This window comes from Tenacibaculum sp. TB-56 (genome assembly GCF_059716275.2).
Window position 1 is genome coordinate 1,977,603 of the sequence record NZ_CM201367.1, and the last position, 17,807, is coordinate 1,995,409.

Below are 17,807 nucleotides of genomic sequence, written 5' to 3' on the forward strand. Positions count from 1 at the left end.
ATTTGAATACTAAAACCAATAATATACAAACAGATGAAAAAAATTTTATTTGGAGCAGCATTTACTTTTTTGAGTATAACATCAGTTTCAGCACAAAAATATCAGTTCACAACAGTAAAAGATATTGAAGATACAGAAGTAAAAAGTCAAGGTAGAACAGGAACTTGCTGGAGCTTTTCTACTACTTCATTTTTAGAGTCAGAAATTATCAGACTAACAGGAAAAAAAATTGATTTATCTGAAATGTACACAGTACGTAATACATATTCTGATAAAGCAAATAATTACTTATATCGCCAAGGAAAAGCACAGTTTAGTGAAGGCGGTTTAGCACACGATGTAATGAATTCTGTAGCAAAATATGGATTAGTGCCTGAACAAGTTTTTACAGGGTTAGATTTGGGACAAGACAAGCACAACCATGCAGAAATGATTGCGGTGTTAAAAGCAATGTTAGATGCGTACATTAAAAATCCTGCTGGTGAATTAAGTCCTAAATGGAAGCAATCTGTAGAAAGTGTGTTGGATGTTTATTTAGGAAAAAATGAAGACAAGTTTACTTTTGAAGGAAAAGAGTACACTCCTAAAACTTTTGCAGAACATGTTAAAATAAACCCTTCAAATTATGTGACGATTAGTTCGTTTGAACACGCGAACAAATACGATCAATTTATTTTAAACATTCCAGATAACTTTTCTAACGGAGCATTTTATAATGTTTCTTTAGATGAATTAGTTGCAGTAACAGAAAACGCAATAAAAAAAGGATATACAGTAGAGTTAGATTGTGATGTTTCAGAAAAAACATTTTCATCAAAAAACGGAGTTGCTGTAATACCTGCAAGTAGTACAGAAAATAAAAAATCATTAACAGAAATAGTTGAAGAAAGAACTATTACACCAAGTTTACGTCAAGCAGAATTTGAAAATTTTAATACTACTGACGATCATTTAATGCATATTGTAGGTTTAGTAAAAGACCAAAAAGGAAACACCTATTTTAAAGTAAAAAATTCTTGGGGGACAAAACAAGGGAATGATGGATATGTGTATATGTCAGTTCCTTATTTTAAACTAAAAACTATTTCAGTTTTAGTGCACAAAGATGCAGTTTCAACAAACTTGAAAAATATATTACGTATAAACTAAACAACGGTTTTTAACCAAAATTCATAAACGCTTGTAGGTTCTATGCTTGCAAGCGTTTTTTTAGATCTTTTCTAATTCGGAATTTTGTATCTTTCCCGAAGTTAACAAAAATGAAAATTATGGAAGAAAATAAGCAAGAGGAAGCTGTAGAGCAATCATCAAAGCAAGCAATACAGCAAGATGCAAAAGGCTTATGGGAAAAGATAAAGAAGTTTATATTAGAACTTCTAGATTTTAGAGATGACACCGATCAAGAAGCTACAATTGAAGCGATAAAAAGTGATATTTCTTTTAAAGGAGCAACTGCATGGATTTTAATTTGCTCAATCTTTGTCGCATCTATAGGGTTGAATGCAAACTCAACAGCTGTGGTAATTGGTGCCATGTTAATTTCTCCACTAATGGGGCCAATCTTAGGAGTGGGAATGTCGATTGCAATCAATGATATTGATACGTTACGAAAATCGTTGACCAACTTAGCAACGATGATTGTATTGAGTTTGTTAACCGCTTTTTTATTCTTCTTTTTATTTCCACTTCGTGAAGAAACTTCAGAGTTATTAGGTAGGGTTCGTCCAGATATTCGAGATGTATTAATTGCATTTTTTGGTGGTTTAGCCTTGATTATTGCTCGAACTAAAAAAGGAACCATTGCTTCAGTAATTTTTGGAGTGGCAATTGCAACTGCTTTAATGCCTCCATTGTGTACTGCTGGATATGGTTTAGCAATAGGAAATTTCGATTATTTCTTAGGGGCCATGTATTTATTTACCATTAATACAATCTTTATTGCGTTGGCAACTTTCTTAGTATTAAAGTTGTTAGGGTTTACAATGATTCGTTATGTAAACTCAGCAAAACGTAAAAGAATAGCTCAAATGGCATCTTTCGTTGCTTTTTTAGTAATGGTTCCAGCGGTGTTTACTTTCGTAGGTGTATATAACGAAAGTGTAGTTGATGCGAGTTATAAAAAGTTTCTAAAAGCAAAGGTATACGAGAATCCGAACTTATGGTTGCAGCGTGAAAAGTTAGAGGTTAAAGAGAAAACCATAAAATTATTTTTTAACGGTGATGTAAGTGATGCAACGGAGTCTTTTTTACGAAATGAGTTGAAAACCTTCCCTAAAATAGATGCTTACTCTTTAATTATTAATGAAAATAAAGCTAAAAGTGTTGACAGGGTAGTAGATGCTTATGATAGAGCGGTAAAAGAGTTAGATGAAAAAGACAATATCATCACAGGTTTACACATGGAAATTGATGACTTGAAAAAAACAATTTCTAGTTTAAACCAAAGAATAGAGCAAGATGCTTTGTATAGAGATAAAAACTCAATTCCGTTTAGCAAAATTAGTACAGAGGCAAAAATCAGGTTTAATGATATAAAAGAAATGAGTTTGGCTAAAGTATTATCGTCAAGCGATTTTATAAAGGTAGATACTACTACAGTTGTATCAATAAAATGGAATGATAAACTGAAAGATTCTATTAAAGTAAAAAATGAACTAGAGTTAAGAACTTGGATACAAAAAGAATTGAAAACTGATAAAATTCAAATAAGAAGAAACTAAATTTGAAAATGAAAAAACCTCGCAATAGCGAGGTTTTTGTTTTTTGATTTTTTGTTAAGCAATACACAAAGTGTGATTTTTTAACTCATTAGTAAGACACTATATTTTTTAATTAGTCACATTTGTTTAATAATAAATGGTATTATTTTTGTTAATTTGAACCATATGATATTATATATGAGGAATTTATTTTTATTTGTAGCGGTATTATTTTTTGGAATCACATCTTGGTCTCAGGAAATAGAGAAGGATACTATAGTTGATGAAATCTGGTCAGATTCTTATAAAGAAGCTTTAAAACAAGCAAAAAAAGAAAAGAAACCTTTGTTGGTTTATTTTAAGGGGTCAGATTGGTGTAGTCCTTGTAAAAAATTAGATAGAGAGCTTTTCAGTACAGAAAAGTTTAAGAATATATCAAAAGAAAACTTCGTTTTGTATGAAGCGGATATTCCTTTTAATCAAGATTTAGTTGAAAAGGAAAAATTAAAATTAAATAAGGAATTGGCGGAGAAATATAAAGTATCATCTTATCCAACAATACTTTTTTTGAACCACAAACAAAAAGTCATAGCATATAAAAAAGGATTGATATTAACGGAATATTATTACCCGTTTTTCGATTCTGTTATAAAGAAAAAAGAGGGTAATTAACCCTCTTTTTTATTTATTCTTAGTAGAATTATTTTTGATTGATAACTCTAAATTCAGTTCTTCTGTTTGCTCTGTGTTCAGCTTCAGTACAAGCTACACCATCAGAACATCTATTCTTTAATCTAGACTCTCCGTAACCTTTAGCTACTAACTGACTTGGGTTAACTCCTTTTGAAATTAAGTAGTTAGCAACAGCTTGAGCTCTTCTGTCTGATAAATCTTGATTAGATTCTCTTGAACCTCTTGAATCTGTGTGAGAAGCTAATTCAACTTGTACACCGTCTTTTAAAACAGGTAATAATCTAGAATCGATAAGTTGTTTAGCAGATGAAGTTAATGTAGCACTACCTAAGTTCCAGTTAATTGGTAATGGATTGTAAGTTAATAATTCGCACTCAACTTCTTTCCAAGTAGTTAGCCCTCCTTTGCTTACTAAAACTTCTTTAGTAACTGTTTTGTATTTAGCAGGAACTGTTACTTCTTCTTGCCAAGCATCTTTTGCTAAAACAGTTTTAGTAATTTCTTTATAAACAGCAGGGATTTCGATAGTTCTTGTGGTTGGTGGTGTAACCATTACCTTCTTAGTATATGTTTTGTTAAAACCTGGTACAGAAGTTTTTTGTGTTGAAGCATCGTTATCTAACTTTGTTAAAGGTATAGTAACAAACTGAGCAGGAATTGGTTTGTAACACCAATATCTACAGTCGTTAGGGTCACTTGATTCACAATCTGGAGCTTTTTCGCTCATTTCCCAAACTGCAGAAGCAGCTTTCGTTTCAATAACTTGTTCGTCAGATTTAAATGTAGCTTTAATAACGCTTAGTTTACTTGCGTCTTCTTTTGCTGTATAGGTAACAACTTTGTCTTCCCAAACAGCAGGTACAATTTCTAAACGCTGTCCTGCTTCTTTAACAATAACTCTTTCTGTTACTGTTTTGTATTCAGCTGGATGTGTGACAATTCTTTTATAAGCTGGGGCAACTTCGATAGTTACATCTTCGTTTTTCCAAACTTCTGGCGTTTTACAACGAACGTAACATTTTCCTGGTTCAGGGTTTTGTGGTAAGTCTTGAGAGTAACTAGCAAAACTAGTTGAGGCTATTACCCCTAATAACAATAGTTTTTTCATAATTGATAAATTTACTTGTGTTTATTTAGCTTTTTTTATGTGACACATTTAGGGGGAGAAAGTCACATATAACAAATATAGTAAATTTTATTTTATGTTAAAGACTGTTAAAAATAAGTTATAACTTATTGAAGTATAAACTTCTAATTATTCCGTCTGAAAGTCCAATTTTAGGGACATAAATTTTTCTAGCCCCGCTCCATTTCATGGCAGAAAGGTATATTTTTGTAGCAGGAACAATTACATCGGCTCTATCAGGGTTTAAACTTAATTCAGAAATACGCTCTTGGTAGCTCATTTTTTTTAAGAATTGGTATTGAGCATTCAGGTAAATGTATGAGATAGGTTTACCAATATCTCTTCCAGACATTTTAAATATTTTGTTGATGTTCCCTCCCGATCCAATTAAAGAAATTCGTCTGTAATCACGGGTGTTTTCTTCAATCCAACTTTGTACTTTGCCAAAAAGAACCTTGTTTTCAGATTTTTTATTGTTCAGTAAACGTACGGTACCTATTTTAAAAGATTTCGATCGAATAATTTTTCCTTTAGAAAATAAGGTGAATTCAGTACTACCACCACCTACATCTACATATAAATAGGTAGAATCAGACTCTATTAGTTGGTTTAAATCGGTAGAAGATATAATAGCGGCTTCTTTTTTACCGTCGATAATATCAATTTTAACTTCAGTATTTTTTAAAATTGAATTAGCAACTTCTTCACCATTTTCTGCTTCTCTCATTGCTGAGGTAGCACAAGCTTTATAGCGTTCAACTCCATGAATTTTCATGATGAGTTTAAAGGCTTGCATTGCATCAATCATGCGTTGCGTGTTTGCTTCAGAAATTCGTCCAGAAACAAAAGCATCAGCACCTAAACGAATAGGTACACGGACTAACGATGATTTTTTAAATTGGGGTTCTCTATCTCTTTCTTCAATAACGTTAGCTACTAATAACCTTACTGCATTAGATCCAATATCAATAGCGCCGTACTTCTTTATTTTCAAAATATATAGATTTATCTATGGTTTTTAGGAAACTCTACTAATATAGTGTTTCCTTTCTTAATGTCTTTCCAATGTTTGGTGTCAAACTGAATTCCTACAACACCACAAGTAGTTACATGGGCAATAGGTTTGTTACCAAATTTGTTTACAAAACTATTAATACCGTGGTCATGGCTAAATACAATGGCACTATCAAAACTGTCATCAAGTGCTTTCACTGTTTTTACTAAATAACCATCGCTAAAATTATATAACTGACGTTTTATTTTAAGATTTGACAACGGGTATCCAAAGTTTTCACAAAAAATAACCGCTGTATGCAGTGCTCTATTGGCGCTACTAGAAAGAAAAACATCAGGTTTGTTAATTTTCTTAGCTAGGTATTTTGACAAAAGATGGGCATCATTAATACCACGCTCTTTTAAAGGTCTATCAATATCTTTAACGCTATCATACTCCCATGATGATTTTGCGTGACGAACGATATATAGTGTTTTCATTCAAATATAAATACTATGTAAATATAAAACTAAGGAGCCAAACGTTCAAGTTTCCAAGAAAAATCTTTTTGTAACGTGTATCGAATGCGATCGTGCATACGATTTGGGCGCCCTTGCCAAAACTCAATAGAAACAGGTTTTACTAAAAAGCCTCCCCAGTGTTTAGGTCTTGAAATTTCTTGATTTTCAAATTGTTTTTCAAAAGAAACTAACCTTTGGTCTAGTTCTTCACGTGAGGTAACTACGTTACTTTGTTCAGAAGCCCAAGCTCCTAATTTGCTTCCATCGGGTCTCGATTCAAAATAACCATCAGATAGGTTTTCTGCCAATTTTTCGGCAGTACCTTTAATAATGATTTGTTGCTCTAAACCAGACCAAAAGAACGATAAACACACGTGATTGTTGTTTAAAATAGCTCTCCCTTTTTCTGAATTGTAATTGGTGTAAAAAATAAACCCTTCCCAAGTATATTTTTTTAATAAAACAATTCTACTTTTCGGAAAACCATCTAGCCCTATAGATGCTATAGTCATGGCATTGGCTTCGTCTACCAACTCAGATTCGTCGGCAACAAAAAACCAATCTCTAAATAACTCAATTGGATTTTCAGGACAGTTGCTTTCTAACAACTCTTTTTTCTCGTAAGATTTTCTGTAGTCACTTAAATCGTGTGCCATTACTGTTAATTTATACTATGTAAAAGTACAATTTTATCAGATGTTTTGCTGTTTTTACGTTTTAATATTTAACAAAATTAGCATTAAGAGGGGTTAGAAAGGCGTAGGAAGCAGAGCAAGTTATAAGGTGTTGAAGTATTGATAACTCTTCGGAAACATCAACAATTCAACACCCTAAAATTATTATTATGTAAGAATTAAAAATAAATATAGTAACTTTAAAAAACTGAACTAGTGCTTTTCATAGGAGCCATTCTTGTAAACAGTTTTTTATTCGGTTATATGTTTTGCAATGTCTTCTGGCCAAATAATAAATTGTCCATATTGTCCACCTTTTTCAACTCCGCCTAATTCCTTTCCGCGTTTGGTTGTAATCCAATCATCTTCTTTTTTATACATTAATTTATTGTCGGTTAACCAACTATTAACTTTCCGGCTACTAATTCCAGTCAGTTTAGAAAGCTCTTTTGTTGTCAATAATTTTGATTTGGAAAAGTCAGTGTTGTTTTGAACGTTTTTAATAGTTTGCTCCGACTTTTTTTCAACTTCTTTGTCAATTTTTTTGACTGTAATTCTAATTTCTTCGCTAATTGTCAAAAGTCTTTGAACTTCATTAAAAATATCGTTGTATAAATCAGGGTCTTTTTCTTTAGTTACGTGAATTCCCATTTCGTCATTATTTTGCTGCGAAAAAGAATATAAATTCATTGAAGTTACAATAGCTTCATTTTCATTTAAATAGCATTTTGCGTGAAGCGAATTGCAAAGGCTTGTTCTAATTCCGATTTGACTTTCTAACCAGTTGCTTTCCTCAACTTGTAGTTTATTTTCTCTGTAAATAATTCGGATGTCCCTTTTTTGAATGTTTAAGTTTTCTAAATGGTCTTTTACTCGCTTATGAAATTGAAGATAAGGACTTATTAATATCAGTCGGTCATTTGTGCTTTTTATAAGTTCTTCTAAATGATATGAAACACCTGTAGTGTTTAAAAATTTTGCCATTTTATATTAAATTTCTCAGTTTTTTGTCAAATTGTTTTACAACTTGTTATATGTCAACAAAAAGTTTGTTTGGTTTATATTTCGGGATAAAAGAAGTTTTAGCAATTTTATTCCTTTTCATTCTACGAACTAAATATAGTGAAAAAAAGAAATATAGCTTTTTGTAAAATAAAAAAGCCCTCTAAAAAGAGGGCTTGAAATATATGGTAGAAAAAATATTAAGCGAATAAACTGTCAATCTTTTCTTTTTCTTCTTGTGCTAAAGCGGCATCAACTAAGATACGTCCACTGTGCTCGTCAATTGTAATTTTCTTACGGTTAGCAATTTCTAACTGCACCTGCGGTGGAATGGTAAAGAAAGAACCTCCAGCAGCACCACGCTCAATAGCTACAACAGCTAATCCGTTACGAACTTTAGTTCTAATTCTTTTATAAGCAGATAATAAGTGATCGTCGATAGATTGAGCGAACTCTTCTGATTTTTCTTTTAATAACTGCTCTTCTTTTTCAGTTTCTTTTAAGATAGCATCTAATTCGCCTTTTTTGTGAGTTAAATGGTTTTCTTGTTGTGCTAATTTCTCTTTAGTATTGTCGATAACCTCGTTCTTTTGAGCGATTTTAGCTTTGAATTCTTTAATTCTTTTTTCTGATAATTGAATTTCTAATTCTTGATATTCAATTTCTTTTGTTAAAGAATCAAACTCACGGTTATTACGAACGTTTTTTTGCTGTTCTTCGTACTTCTTAATTAATGTTTTAGACTCATCAATAGCTAATTTTTTATTGCTAATATCAGTTTCTAAATTTTTAACATCTTCAGCTAAATTAGAAAGTCTCTTGTTTAATCCGGCAACTTCATCTTCTAAATCTTCAACTTCTAAAGGTAATTCACCGCGAACGTTTCTAATTTCGTCAATTCTAGAATCGATTAACTGTAAATCATATAACGCTCTTAATTTTTCTTCTACCGTTACTTCTTTTTTTGCCATCTGTTAAATATAGTATATTGGATTTGTACTCTTTTCGCTTAAAATAATTGCAAAAGTACTAAATTTTTTGTTAAGATAATCAACTAAAAGATTTTTTGTAAATTGTTCGCTTTCATAATGTCCAACATCGGTAAGTAAGATGTTTTTTTCAGCTTTAAAAAAATCATGGTACTTAAAATCAGAACTAATGTATGCATCGGCGCCAGCTCGTAAGGCATTTTTAATAGCAAAACTCCCTGAGCCTCCTAGTAAAGCTACTTTTTTAATAGGCTTGTCAAGCAATTCTGAATGTCGTACACAGCCAGTTTTAAAGGTTTCTTTTACAAATAGTAAAAAATCTTTTTCATTCATTTTTGATGAAAGTTCTCCAATAATTCCCATACCTACGTTTTGGTTTTGGTTATCTAAGGTAATGACTTCGTAAGCAACTTCTTCATACGGATGATTTTTAAAGAGAGCCGAAAGTATTTTTCCTTCTAAAAAAGCATCAAAAGTAACCGTAATACAGGTTTCTTCTTCAAACATCAATTCTCCTTTTTTACCAACAGTCGGATTTGAGTTTTCGTTACCTCTATAACTTCCTTTTCCATCTATATTGAAAGAACAGTTGTCATAATTACCAATATTTCCTGCGCCCGCTTCAAATAGTTTTTCGCGTAAATTAGTAGCTTCGGCAAACGGAACATAAGTGGTTAACTTTTTGATAATCCCTTTTTTAGGAATGAGCGTTTTCATGTTTTCTAATCCTAAAACTTCTCCCATTTTAGCTGAAACTCCATTATTAACATTATCTAATGCTGTATGTGTAGCATAAATAGCAATGTTATGTTGAATAGCCTTCAATACAACGCGTTCTACATAATTGTTACCATTGATTTTTTTCAATCCGCTGAACACAATAGGGTGAAAGCTTACGATAAGATTACAGTTGTTAGCAATTGCTTCATCTACAGTTTCTTCAAGCGTGTCTAATGTGACTAAAACTCCAGTAACTTCAGTAGTATAGTTCCCTATTAATAAGCCAACATTGTCAAAATCTTCAGCATATGAAAGCGGTGCTAATTGTTCAATATAGTTGGTAACGTCTTTTATTTGCATTTTTTTGAGTTTGAAAGTTGTAAAGTTACAAAGTTTAAAAGTTTTTGTGTTGTAAGTGTAAAAACTAATTTAGTACTTTTGAAGTAATGAAACTACTACGATTTTTATTATTTCCGTTTGCTATTTTGTATGATGTGATTACGAGAGTTCGTAATTGGTTTTTTAATATAGGTATTTTAAAAGCTACTTCTTTTGATATTCCTATAATTGCTGTTGGAAATTTGAGTGTTGGCGGAACAGGAAAATCTCCACAAATTGAATATTTGATACGATTATTGAAGGATAATTACAGAATTGCTGTTTTAAGTCGTGGATATAAGCGTAAAACAGAAGGGTTTCAATTAGTAAACGATACACATGTTGCAGAAGATGTAGGTGATGAACCACTACAGTTTTATAAGAAGTTTAAAACATATGTTACTGTAGCTGTGGATGCAGATAGAACGAACGGAATTCAGCAGTTGTTGCAGCTTAAAAACCCACCAGAAGTAGTGTTATTGGATGATGCTTATCAGCATAGAAAAGTAACAGCAAGTAGTTATATTTTACTTACAAAATACAATGATTTATTTGTAGATGATTTTTTATTGCCTACAGGGAATTTGCGAGAAAGTAGGAGAGGAGCTAAACGAGCAAAGATGATTGTGGTTACGAAATGTCCTGAGAATTTATCGAAGGCAGCGCAAGAAAAGATAGTAAGAAAGCTTAATCCGAAATCGTATCAAAAAGTATTTTTTACAACGATTGCTTACGACGAAAACTTAAAAGGAGCTGAGGAATTGACAATTGCTGATTTGCTGGATAAAGAAGTTTTGTTAGTGACGGGAATTGCGAATCCGACTCCTTTATTGAGTTTTTTAAAAGAAAAGAAAGTAAACTTCAAGCATCTAAACTTTCCTGATCATCATAATTTTACTCAACAGGATATTGAGAGCATTAAAAAATATTATGAAGCATTAGCTTCTCAACAAAAAATCATATTAACTACCGAAAAAGATTATATGCGTTTAGAAGGAAAGGTCGATTCTCTTAATTATATTTCTATAAAAAACGATTTTCTTAATGGAGGTGAGCAGTTTGATAAAGCTATTTTAGAAAGCTTAAAAAACTTTAAAAGGAATTAATTTTACACATACTTTTCTCCAAAAGTATCTTTAGCCTCTTCTCTAAGTTGTTTAATGTCTTGCTCGTCTTTACGTGGACAAATAACTAACACATCGTCTTTTTCTACAATAATAAAATCTTGTAACCCTTTAACTACTAATTTTTTACCATTTTGAGTACTAACCATGTTTCCATTAGTATCTTGAAAGATAGTTGTGGCTCCAACTGTTGCGTTTTGATGAGTGTCTTTACCTAGTTTGTTATATAAAGAACCCCAAGTGCCCAAATCATCCCAACCAAAATCTACAGGGAGTACATGTACTTTTTCAGAGCGTTCCATAATCCCGAAGTCGATAGAAATGTTTTCACACTTTTCATAATTACTTTTAATAAAATCGTCTTCAAAATCGGTATTATAAACATTCGTTCCATCATCTAAAATAGCAACCATTTCAGGAAGATGTTTTTTTAAGGAATCTAAAATACTAGCAACAGACCAAACAAAAATACCAGCATTCCATAAATAATCACCACTCGCTAAAAATTGAGTAGCTTTTTCAAGGTTTGGTTTTTCGGTAAAGGTTTTTACTTTTTTTATTTCAGAAGAGCTTTCTTCAAATTGAATATAACCATAACCTGTGTTAGGGTGGTTTGGTTGTATTCCTAAAGTCATTAATATGTCTTCCTTTGCGCAAGCGTTAAAAGAAGTCTCTATGTTTTTAATGAATTCGGTTTCGTTCTCTATCCAGTGATCAGATGGTGCTACCAACATCACAGCATTTTCATTTTGCTGACGAATTTTTAATGCAGTATACAAAATACAAGGAGCAGTATTACGCATTGTGGGTTCAAGTAGCACTTGTTTACTGCTGATTTTAGGAAGTTGCTCTAATACCAACTCTTCATAACGTTGATTCGTAGCAATTAAAATATTTTCAGAAGGAATTAACTGATTAATTCTACTAAAAGTTCTTTGCAGCAAAGATTCACCGGTTCCTAATAAATCGTGAAACTGTTTTGGGTACTTTTCGGTACTTACTGGCCAAAGACGTGAACCTACACCTCCCGCCATAATTACTGCATAATAATTACTGCTCATACTGTTTTATTTATTTTGAAACGACTAGTTCCACTTCTGCATTTTGATTGAATAAATACACGCGTTTGTTACTCAAATTTAAGCATTCATAGCGTGTTCTTCGTTTGCTTCCTCTTTTGTATAGCGTCTCTTTAAATTGAAAAATGCTTCCGTTAGGAATTTCAAAGATAAAATTCTTTCCGTCTTCAGATTTTCCTCTTCGTAAAGCTAGCGATAAATTCACATCAGTATCGGTACTTGCCTTTGGGTTTTTTAGGTAATTAGCTAAATAAGGTAATATATCTTTCGGATAAATTGCTGGTTGTAAAAAAGGCAGCATTAAATGTTGAAAAACCGTTTTCCACTCTTTACCATGAGGTTGTACCCTTCCAAATTTTTGATAAGTAACATGGTGTGCAATTTCATGAACTAAAGTCAACAAAAACTGATAAGGATTCAAGTTGTTATTCACTGTAATTTGCATGTGACCATTTGGTAAGCGACGAAAATCACCATGTTTGGTTTGACGTTCGCTTACTATTTTTAAGTTGATTTTATGCTCAATAATTAAATATTCAACTAAGGGAATAGCTTCTTCAGGTATGTATTTAATCAGTGTTTTTTTCAAAAGTCAGTTCGAGTGGTTTTTATTTTGAAATAAAATGGAAAAATAAAAATTGTATCGAGAACTAGCTACTACTTCACGATACAATTTTCTTTTCAGCTATGTTGAACGAAAATCACTCGAAGTGACAGTCGTTATTTTTCTATGGAGTAGAACTAGAAACTTGTAATACTTTTCCGTTATAGTATTTGTTGCCTGTTAAAGCGAAATCAAAAATATAATTTGCCATTTCTTTAGCTGATAAAGGAGCTTCATATCCAGGGAAAGCCTCTTCTAACATTTCTGTTTGTACAGCTCCTAAGGCTAATACATTAAAAGCTATTTGCTGTTCTTTATATTCTTCGGCTAATAATTCTGATAAAGTAATTACTGCACCTTTGGCAGAGCTATAAGCAGCTAGTCCAGGGAATTTCATGCTTCCTTGTATTCCGCCCATACTACTCACTGTTACTACATGACTCCCTTTTTGCATAAATGGTAAAAGGTTTTTAGTCAATTCAGCAACAGCAAAAACATTTACTTTATAAACTTCTTCAAAATCTTGTGTAGTTAATTGTTCAAAAGGTTTATTAATCAATTTCCCTGCATTATTGATAAGAATATCTACCTTTTTCCATTCCGTAGAAACAAATTCAGTCGCTTTTTTTACATCGTTTTCGTCAGATAAATCAACTGAAATAGTTGTAATATGAGGATGATTTATTTGTTCTAAAGGTTTTGTGTTTCTAGATAAAGCTAATACTTTATGCCCTTGATTAGCAAACTGCTGAGCTAATTCAAATCCAATACCTCTACTAGTTCCTGTGATAACAATATTCTTCATGTAATTGTCAAAATTTAAAAGGGCAAGCTACATAAAAATCACTACATTTAGTGTCTAATCATTCTTAAATTATCATGAAAAATGAAGTAGTTTATAAAAAATAAGAATGAATAAAAAATCCCGTTTCTTAATTATTTAGGAAACGGGATTTTTTTATTTTTAACGAAGAGGTTATTGTTTGATCAACTCAATTTCAAACAACTTTCCCCAATGTTTTCCGGTAACAAACAAACGATTATTTTCAGCATCGTAAGCAATTCCGTTTAAAACCTCGTCTTGATCTAAAGTTTGTTCTTTTAAAATAACATCACGTAAATCATCTAAACCTATTAAACCTTCAACCGCACCACTGTTAGGATCTATGATGGCAATGGTAGCTTTACCTTTTCCGTCAGTTTTCCAGTAATTAGAAAAGATTTTACCGTCTATATACTCTATTTCATTCAGCTTGTCTAATGCTCTATCGTGAGTGTACACCTGAATACTTCTTTTTTCTTGTAGGTTTTCAGGGTTTAAAAACCAAATTTTGTTAGTTCCGTCAGTTTTTATTAATTCAGAATCGTTGTGTGTTAATCCCCAACCTTCATTACTGTTGTTATAATCGAAAGAACCAAGTTGTTTAAAAGTTTCTAAATCATAGATGAAACCTTTGCGAGATTGCCATGTTAACCAATAGATTTTATTATTGAAAATGGTCATTCCTTCCCCAAAGTATTTCGCATCTAAATCAATTTTTTGTAAAACTTTTCCAGTTTTAATCTCCACTTTACGTAAAGTAGATTGACCTCTGCGTCCTGTACTTTCATATAAATATCCGTTTTTATACTCTAATCCTTGAGTATAAGCTTCTTTGTCGTGCGGATAGGTGTTAAGAAGTTTGTAAGAATAGACTTTTGGAGCTTTTTTTGCTAAAACTTCAATAGAATTGTTTAGTTTTTTAGATTTATTCGGATAAAAAGCCAAGGCTGTAACCGCATGTTTACCTACACCAAAATCGGCTGTGTTAATGATAACACTAGGTTCGTTTTTATTAACACGTTTGTTGTTTACATATAACTGAACAGAATCTATTTGATTACCTTCTAATTGTTCAAATTTTATCGCTGCTTTTTCACCTAAAGTAGTTTTCTTTGTTGTATCAAGTTTGAATTTGTAATTAGTATCACTACAAGAAGTTATCAATAAAGTAGTTAGTCCTAAAGTTAAAAATGTATAAAAACGCATATATTAAAAGTTGTTTTCTGTGATTTAAAATCTTGTTGTACAAATTAAAGCAAATTATTTGTTTGCAAATTAAAAAAAAGGGTTAAATTTGCACCCTCAAAGAGCCATTGCAGGTTTTTGAATTATGAAATGATTATAAAGATTTACCAACTTTATATTTTTCAACAAAAATAAAAGATTTAAATTTACAAGAGATGAAAAAAGGTATACATCCAGAAAATTATAGAATGGTAGCGTTTAAAGATATGTCTAACGGAGATGTTTTCTTAACGCGTTCAACTGCTAATACAAAAGAAACTTTAGAAGTAGATGGTGTTGAATATCCATTAATCAAATTAGAAATTTCAAGAACTTCACATCCTTTCTACACTGGTAAGTCTAAGTTAGTAGATACAGCAGGACGTATTGATAAGTTCAAAAATAAGTACGCAAAATTCAAAAAGTAATTTTACGTATTTAATATATACGAGAAGCTCTGGCTATGTGTCAGGGCTTTTTTTATAGTTTAAAATCGTATTTTTGTCTCTAAAAAAAATAAAGAAATGAGAGATACTATCTTATCTGTAGTTTTAGCCATTAATATTCTGTGCGGAGTATTAGTATACTTTATGCCAGATATGGGAAATGTAATATTGTTAACAATAGCAACAGCTGTTACTTCATTAGCAATATATGATGCTTTTATTCAGAAGAAACACTCGCTTATGAGAGCGTTTCCTGTCATTGCTCGTATGCGATGGGTCTTTGAAGAAGAACGTGAAAAAATTCAACAATACTTTATTGAAGATGATTTAAACGGAAAACCAATTAACCGTGAAAAGAGAAGTATTGTTTATCAACGTTCAAAGGAAGAGATAGAAACCGTGCCTTTTGGTACGCAACATAACGTATACGCAAAAGGGTATGAGTTTGTAAAACATTCATTATTTCCTAAAGATCACCACAATGTTGGTGGAGATCGAGTTTTAATAGGTTCTGATAAGTGTACACAAAAATACGATGCTTCTATAGTTAATATTTCTGCGATGTCTTTTGGTTCGTTAAGTAAAAATGCTATTATGGCATTGAATCAAGGAGCGAAAATGGGGAATTTTGCACACAATACAGGTGAAGGAGGAATCTCTCCGTATCACTTACAAGGAGGAGATCTTATTTTCCAAGTAGGAACAGGGTATTTCGGAGCAGGAAAAAGTGTAGACGGAAGACGTGTTTTTGATCCTGAAGTTTTTAAGCAGAATGCAGAAAGACCAGAAGTGAAAATGGTTGAAATAAAGCTTTCTCAAGGAGCGAAACCTGGTCATGGAGGAATTTTACCTGCAAAGAAAAACACGAAAGAAATTGCTGAAATTCGTTCTGTAGAGCCTTTTACACGAGTAGATTCGCCTCCAGGTCATGATGCGTTTTCTAGTTTTGAAGAAATGATTGAATTTATTCAACAAGTTAGAGAGCTATCGGGAGGAAAACCGGTAGGAATTAAGTTTTGTGTAGGAGATAATGAAGAGATAGAAGCCATGATTAAAGCATTCGCTGATGCTAATAATTACCCTGACTTTATAGCTGTTGATGGAGGAGAAGGTGGTACTGGTTCTGCACCATTAGAGTTTTCAAACTACATAGGAACTCCGTTGTTAGAAGGACTTTCTTTTGTGAACAAAACATTAAAAAAATACGGATTAAAAGGGCAAATAAAAATTATAGCAAGTGGAAAAGCTATTGATGCTTTTGATATTATTAAATACTTGGCTTTAGGTGCTGATGCTATTGGAATGGCGCGTAGTTTTATGTTAAGTTTAGGATGTATTCAAGCTCGTGAATGTAACATGGATACATGTCCGGTAGGAGTAGCAACTCAAGAGAAAGATTTGGTAAAAGCTTTGGTTGTTGAGTATAAGAATGTACGTGTAAGAAATTACCATAATAAAACCATTAAAGCCGTTAAAGAAATGACAGCGGCAATGGGTAAAGAGTCTATCACAGAAATTGAATCTAAACACATTTTTAGGAGAGATAGAGGAGGAGAAATTACGTCGTTAGATAAGATTTATTTCCCAGAAGAAGAAGATGTGTTAATGTATTAAAAACAGTTTGTTGGAGTTTAATTCTCAAACATATCAGTTAGAACGTTACCCAAAAACGTTCGATAAAAGTTTGCGAGCTTGGAGTAATGCTGAACTGTTGGTGTTAGATTATATTGCTGATAGAAGCCTCGAAACGGTACATGTTTTTAATGATCGTTTCGGAGTGTGGAATTGTGCTTTGCACTATAAAAAAGTCACTACAGTTTGGACCTATGCAAGCCAACAGAAAGCAATTCGTCAAAATCTAGAATTGAATAAATTAGCTGTTGAAGTTGATTATAAAACTCCGTTAGACGATTTACAAAGTGTTGAATTGGCGCTGATTAAAATTCCGAAGTCGATAGAATTGTTTGAGTTGTTCTTACAACAAATTCACAAAGCTTCACATGAAAATACTGAAGTAGTTTGCGGGTTTATGACCAAATATTTTTCAACTTCTTTTATAAAGGTTGCTGAGCAGTATTTTGAAGAGGTAACTCAGTCAAAAGCGTGGAAAAAAGCACGATTATTAGTGTTGAAATCGCCTAAAAAATCACTTCCGAAGAAAGAATTTATCAATACAATTTCATGGAAAGATAAAACTCTTCAACAATATTACGGAGTATTTTCTTCAGGAAGTATTGATATTGGTACCCAATTTTTTTTAGAGAATTTAGAGTTAAAATCTGACGAGTTAAAAGTACTAGATGTTGCTTCAGGGAATGGTATCATCGCTTATGAAGTAACGAATCAAAATTCTGATGTAGAAGTAACTTTAGTAGACGATTTTAACTTGGCTATTGAATCATCTAAAATAAACTTAGAAGGAAAAAAAGCACAGTTTGTATGTGATGATACTTTAGAAAAATTAGATAAAAACTCGTTCGATTTAGTGGTGTCAAATCCGCCTTTTCATTTTGAACATGAAAATAATATAGAAGTAGCACTCAATCTTTTTAGAGGTGTAGAAAATTGTTTAAAAGCAAACGGAAGATTTTTATTAGTTGCTAATTCGCATCTAAATTATAGTACACATCTAAGTTTATTATTTGAATCTGTAAGTATTGTAAAACAAAATAAAAAGTTTCAAATTATAGAATGTATAAAAAAACGCTAAG

18 protein-coding genes are annotated in these 17,807 nt (G+C 32.0%); 7 read left to right on the forward strand and 11 right to left on the reverse strand.

Annotated elements, in window-relative coordinates:
• The first annotated feature begins 33 nt into the window (after positions 1 to 33).
• The 3 genes from AC3VI6_RS09585 (at position 34) to AC3VI6_RS09595 (ending at position 3,371) form a co-directional block, all read left to right on the forward strand.
• Complete coding sequence (locus tag AC3VI6_RS09585) at positions 34 to 1,149, forward strand: C1 family peptidase (protein ID WP_497705997.1); 1,116 nt, start codon at positions 34 to 36, stop codon at positions 1,147 to 1,149.
• Positions 1,150 to 1,268: 119 nt separating this feature from the next.
• Entirely contained in the window at positions 1,269 to 2,720 is a 1,452-nt protein-coding gene (locus AC3VI6_RS09590; RefSeq protein WP_497705998.1) for a DUF389 domain-containing protein, read from the forward strand.
• 177 nt (positions 2,721 to 2,897) lie between these two features.
• Positions 2,898 to 3,371 (forward strand): thioredoxin family protein, encoded by a 474-nt coding sequence (locus AC3VI6_RS09595; RefSeq protein WP_274635289.1) that lies wholly within the window; start codon positions 2,898 to 2,900, stop codon positions 3,369 to 3,371.
• 28 nt (positions 3,372 to 3,399) lie between these two features.
• Here the strand turns inward: AC3VI6_RS09595 and AC3VI6_RS09600 are convergent, their stop codons facing one another.
• The 7 genes from AC3VI6_RS09600 to AC3VI6_RS09630 form a co-directional block, all read right to left on the reverse strand.
• Entirely contained in the window at positions 3,400 to 4,500 is a 1,101-nt protein-coding gene (locus AC3VI6_RS09600; protein ID WP_497705999.1) for an OmpA family protein, read from the reverse strand.
• Between the two features lie 118 nt (positions 4,501 to 4,618).
• Positions 4,619 to 5,515, reverse strand: coding sequence for a Ppx/GppA phosphatase family protein (locus AC3VI6_RS09605; protein ID WP_497706585.1), 897 nt, complete (start codon positions 5,513 to 5,515; stop codon positions 4,619 to 4,621).
• 8 nt (positions 5,516 to 5,523) lie between these two features.
• Positions 5,524 to 6,012, reverse strand: coding sequence for a SixA phosphatase family protein (locus AC3VI6_RS09610; protein ID WP_299000569.1), 489 nt, complete (start codon positions 6,010 to 6,012; stop codon positions 5,524 to 5,526).
• Positions 6,013 to 6,041: 29 nt separating this feature from the next.
• Positions 6,042 to 6,689: a pyridoxamine 5'-phosphate oxidase gene (gene pdxH / locus AC3VI6_RS09615; protein WP_497706000.1), complete on the reverse strand. Its 648-nt coding sequence runs from the start codon at positions 6,687 to 6,689 to the stop codon at positions 6,042 to 6,044.
• Positions 6,690 to 6,959: 270 nt separating this feature from the next.
• On the reverse strand, positions 6,960 to 7,691 hold the full coding sequence (locus AC3VI6_RS09620) for a phospholipase D family protein (RefSeq protein WP_497706001.1): 732 nt from the start codon (positions 7,689 to 7,691) through the stop codon (positions 6,960 to 6,962).
• Positions 7,692 to 7,909: 218 nt separating this feature from the next.
• Positions 7,910 to 8,680: a zinc ribbon domain-containing protein gene (locus AC3VI6_RS09625; RefSeq protein WP_497706002.1), complete on the reverse strand. Its 771-nt coding sequence runs from the start codon at positions 8,678 to 8,680 to the stop codon at positions 7,910 to 7,912.
• 3 nt (positions 8,681 to 8,683) lie between these two features.
• Positions 8,684 to 9,778, reverse strand: coding sequence for a Nif3-like dinuclear metal center hexameric protein (locus tag AC3VI6_RS09630; RefSeq protein ID WP_497706003.1), 1,095 nt, complete (start codon positions 9,776 to 9,778; stop codon positions 8,684 to 8,686).
• Between the two features lie 86 nt (positions 9,779 to 9,864).
• Here AC3VI6_RS09630 and lpxK point away from each other — a divergent pair, with 86 nt between their 5' ends.
• Entirely contained in the window at positions 9,865 to 10,902 is a 1,038-nt protein-coding gene (gene lpxK, locus AC3VI6_RS09635; protein WP_497706004.1) for a tetraacyldisaccharide 4'-kinase, read from the forward strand.
• 2 nt (positions 10,903 to 10,904) lie between these two features.
• Here the strand turns inward: lpxK and AC3VI6_RS09640 are convergent, their stop codons facing one another.
• The 4 genes from AC3VI6_RS09640 to AC3VI6_RS09655 all read right to left on the reverse strand — a co-directional run bounded on the left by AC3VI6_RS09640 (position 10,905) and on the right by AC3VI6_RS09655 (position 14,632).
• A complete protein-coding gene (locus AC3VI6_RS09640) occupies positions 10,905 to 11,981 on the reverse strand; it encodes a mannose-1-phosphate guanylyltransferase (RefSeq protein WP_497706005.1) in 1,077 nt (358 codons plus the stop codon).
• Positions 11,982 to 11,991: 10 nt separating this feature from the next.
• Positions 11,992 to 12,588, reverse strand: coding sequence for a SprT-like domain-containing protein (locus AC3VI6_RS09645; protein ID WP_497706006.1), 597 nt, complete (start codon positions 12,586 to 12,588; stop codon positions 11,992 to 11,994).
• Positions 12,589 to 12,727: 139 nt separating this feature from the next.
• Positions 12,728 to 13,408 (reverse strand): SDR family NAD(P)-dependent oxidoreductase, encoded by a 681-nt coding sequence (locus AC3VI6_RS09650; protein ID WP_497706007.1) that lies wholly within the window; start codon positions 13,406 to 13,408, stop codon positions 12,728 to 12,730.
• Between the two features lie 171 nt (positions 13,409 to 13,579).
• Entirely contained in the window at positions 13,580 to 14,632 is a 1,053-nt protein-coding gene (locus tag AC3VI6_RS09655; RefSeq protein ID WP_497706008.1) for a glutaminyl-peptide cyclotransferase, read from the reverse strand.
• A gap of 194 nt (positions 14,633 to 14,826) precedes the next feature.
• Between AC3VI6_RS09655 and AC3VI6_RS09660 the strand changes: the two genes are divergently transcribed.
• The 3 genes from AC3VI6_RS09660 (at position 14,827) to AC3VI6_RS09670 (ending at position 17,806) form a co-directional block, all read left to right on the forward strand.
• The gene (locus AC3VI6_RS09660) at positions 14,827 to 15,078 is read left to right on the forward strand and encodes a type B 50S ribosomal protein L31 (RefSeq protein WP_133537019.1); all 252 of its coding nucleotides are present in this window, start codon (positions 14,827 to 14,829) and stop codon (positions 15,076 to 15,078) included.
• 96 nt (positions 15,079 to 15,174) lie between these two features.
• Entirely contained in the window at positions 15,175 to 16,710 is a 1,536-nt protein-coding gene (locus tag AC3VI6_RS09665; protein WP_497706009.1) for an FMN-binding glutamate synthase family protein, read from the forward strand.
• Positions 16,711 to 16,720: 10 nt separating this feature from the next.
• A complete protein-coding gene (locus tag AC3VI6_RS09670) occupies positions 16,721 to 17,806 on the forward strand; it encodes a methyltransferase (protein ID WP_497706010.1) in 1,086 nt (361 codons plus the stop codon).
• The last annotated feature ends 1 nt before the right edge of the window (position 17,807 follow it).

What these genes read in the sequence shown, in the direction of transcription:
- AC3VI6_RS09585 (WP_497705997.1), top strand. Translation starts at nt 34, where the DNA reads ATGAAAAAAATTTTATTTGGAGCAGCATTTACTTTTTTGAGTATAACA.
- AC3VI6_RS09590 (WP_497705998.1), top strand. Translation starts at nt 1,269, where the DNA reads ATGGAAGAAAATAAGCAAGAGGAAGCTGTAGAGCAATCATCAAAGCAA.
- AC3VI6_RS09595 (WP_274635289.1), top strand. Translation starts at nt 2,898, where the DNA reads ATGAGGAATTTATTTTTATTTGTAGCGGTATTATTTTTTGGAATCACA.
- AC3VI6_RS09600 (WP_497705999.1), bottom strand. Translation starts at nt 4,500, where the DNA reads ATGAAAAAACTATTGTTATTAGGGGTAATAGCCTCAACTAGTTTTGCT.
- AC3VI6_RS09610 (WP_299000569.1), bottom strand. Translation starts at nt 6,012, where the DNA reads ATGAAAACACTATATATCGTTCGTCACGCAAAATCATCATGGGAGTAT.
- pdxH (WP_497706000.1), bottom strand. Translation starts at nt 6,689, where the DNA reads ATGGCACACGATTTAAGTGACTACAGAAAATCTTACGAGAAAAAAGAG.
- AC3VI6_RS09620 (WP_497706001.1), bottom strand. Translation starts at nt 7,691, where the DNA reads ATGGCAAAATTTTTAAACACTACAGGTGTTTCATATCATTTAGAAGAA.
- AC3VI6_RS09625 (WP_497706002.1), bottom strand. Translation starts at nt 8,680, where the DNA reads ATGGCAAAAAAAGAAGTAACGGTAGAAGAAAAATTAAGAGCGTTATAT.
- AC3VI6_RS09630 (WP_497706003.1), bottom strand. Translation starts at nt 9,778, where the DNA reads ATGCAAATAAAAGACGTTACCAACTATATTGAACAATTAGCACCGCTT.
- lpxK (WP_497706004.1), top strand. Translation starts at nt 9,865, where the DNA reads ATGAAACTACTACGATTTTTATTATTTCCGTTTGCTATTTTGTATGAT.
- AC3VI6_RS09640 (WP_497706005.1), bottom strand. Translation starts at nt 11,981, where the DNA reads ATGAGCAGTAATTATTATGCAGTAATTATGGCGGGAGGTGTAGGTTCA.
- AC3VI6_RS09650 (WP_497706007.1), bottom strand. Translation starts at nt 13,408, where the DNA reads ATGAAGAATATTGTTATCACAGGAACTAGTAGAGGTATTGGATTTGAA.
- AC3VI6_RS09655 (WP_497706008.1), bottom strand. Translation starts at nt 14,632, where the DNA reads ATGCGTTTTTATACATTTTTAACTTTAGGACTAACTACTTTATTGATA.
- AC3VI6_RS09660 (WP_133537019.1), top strand. Translation starts at nt 14,827, where the DNA reads ATGAAAAAAGGTATACATCCAGAAAATTATAGAATGGTAGCGTTTAAA.
- AC3VI6_RS09665 (WP_497706009.1), top strand. Translation starts at nt 15,175, where the DNA reads ATGAGAGATACTATCTTATCTGTAGTTTTAGCCATTAATATTCTGTGC.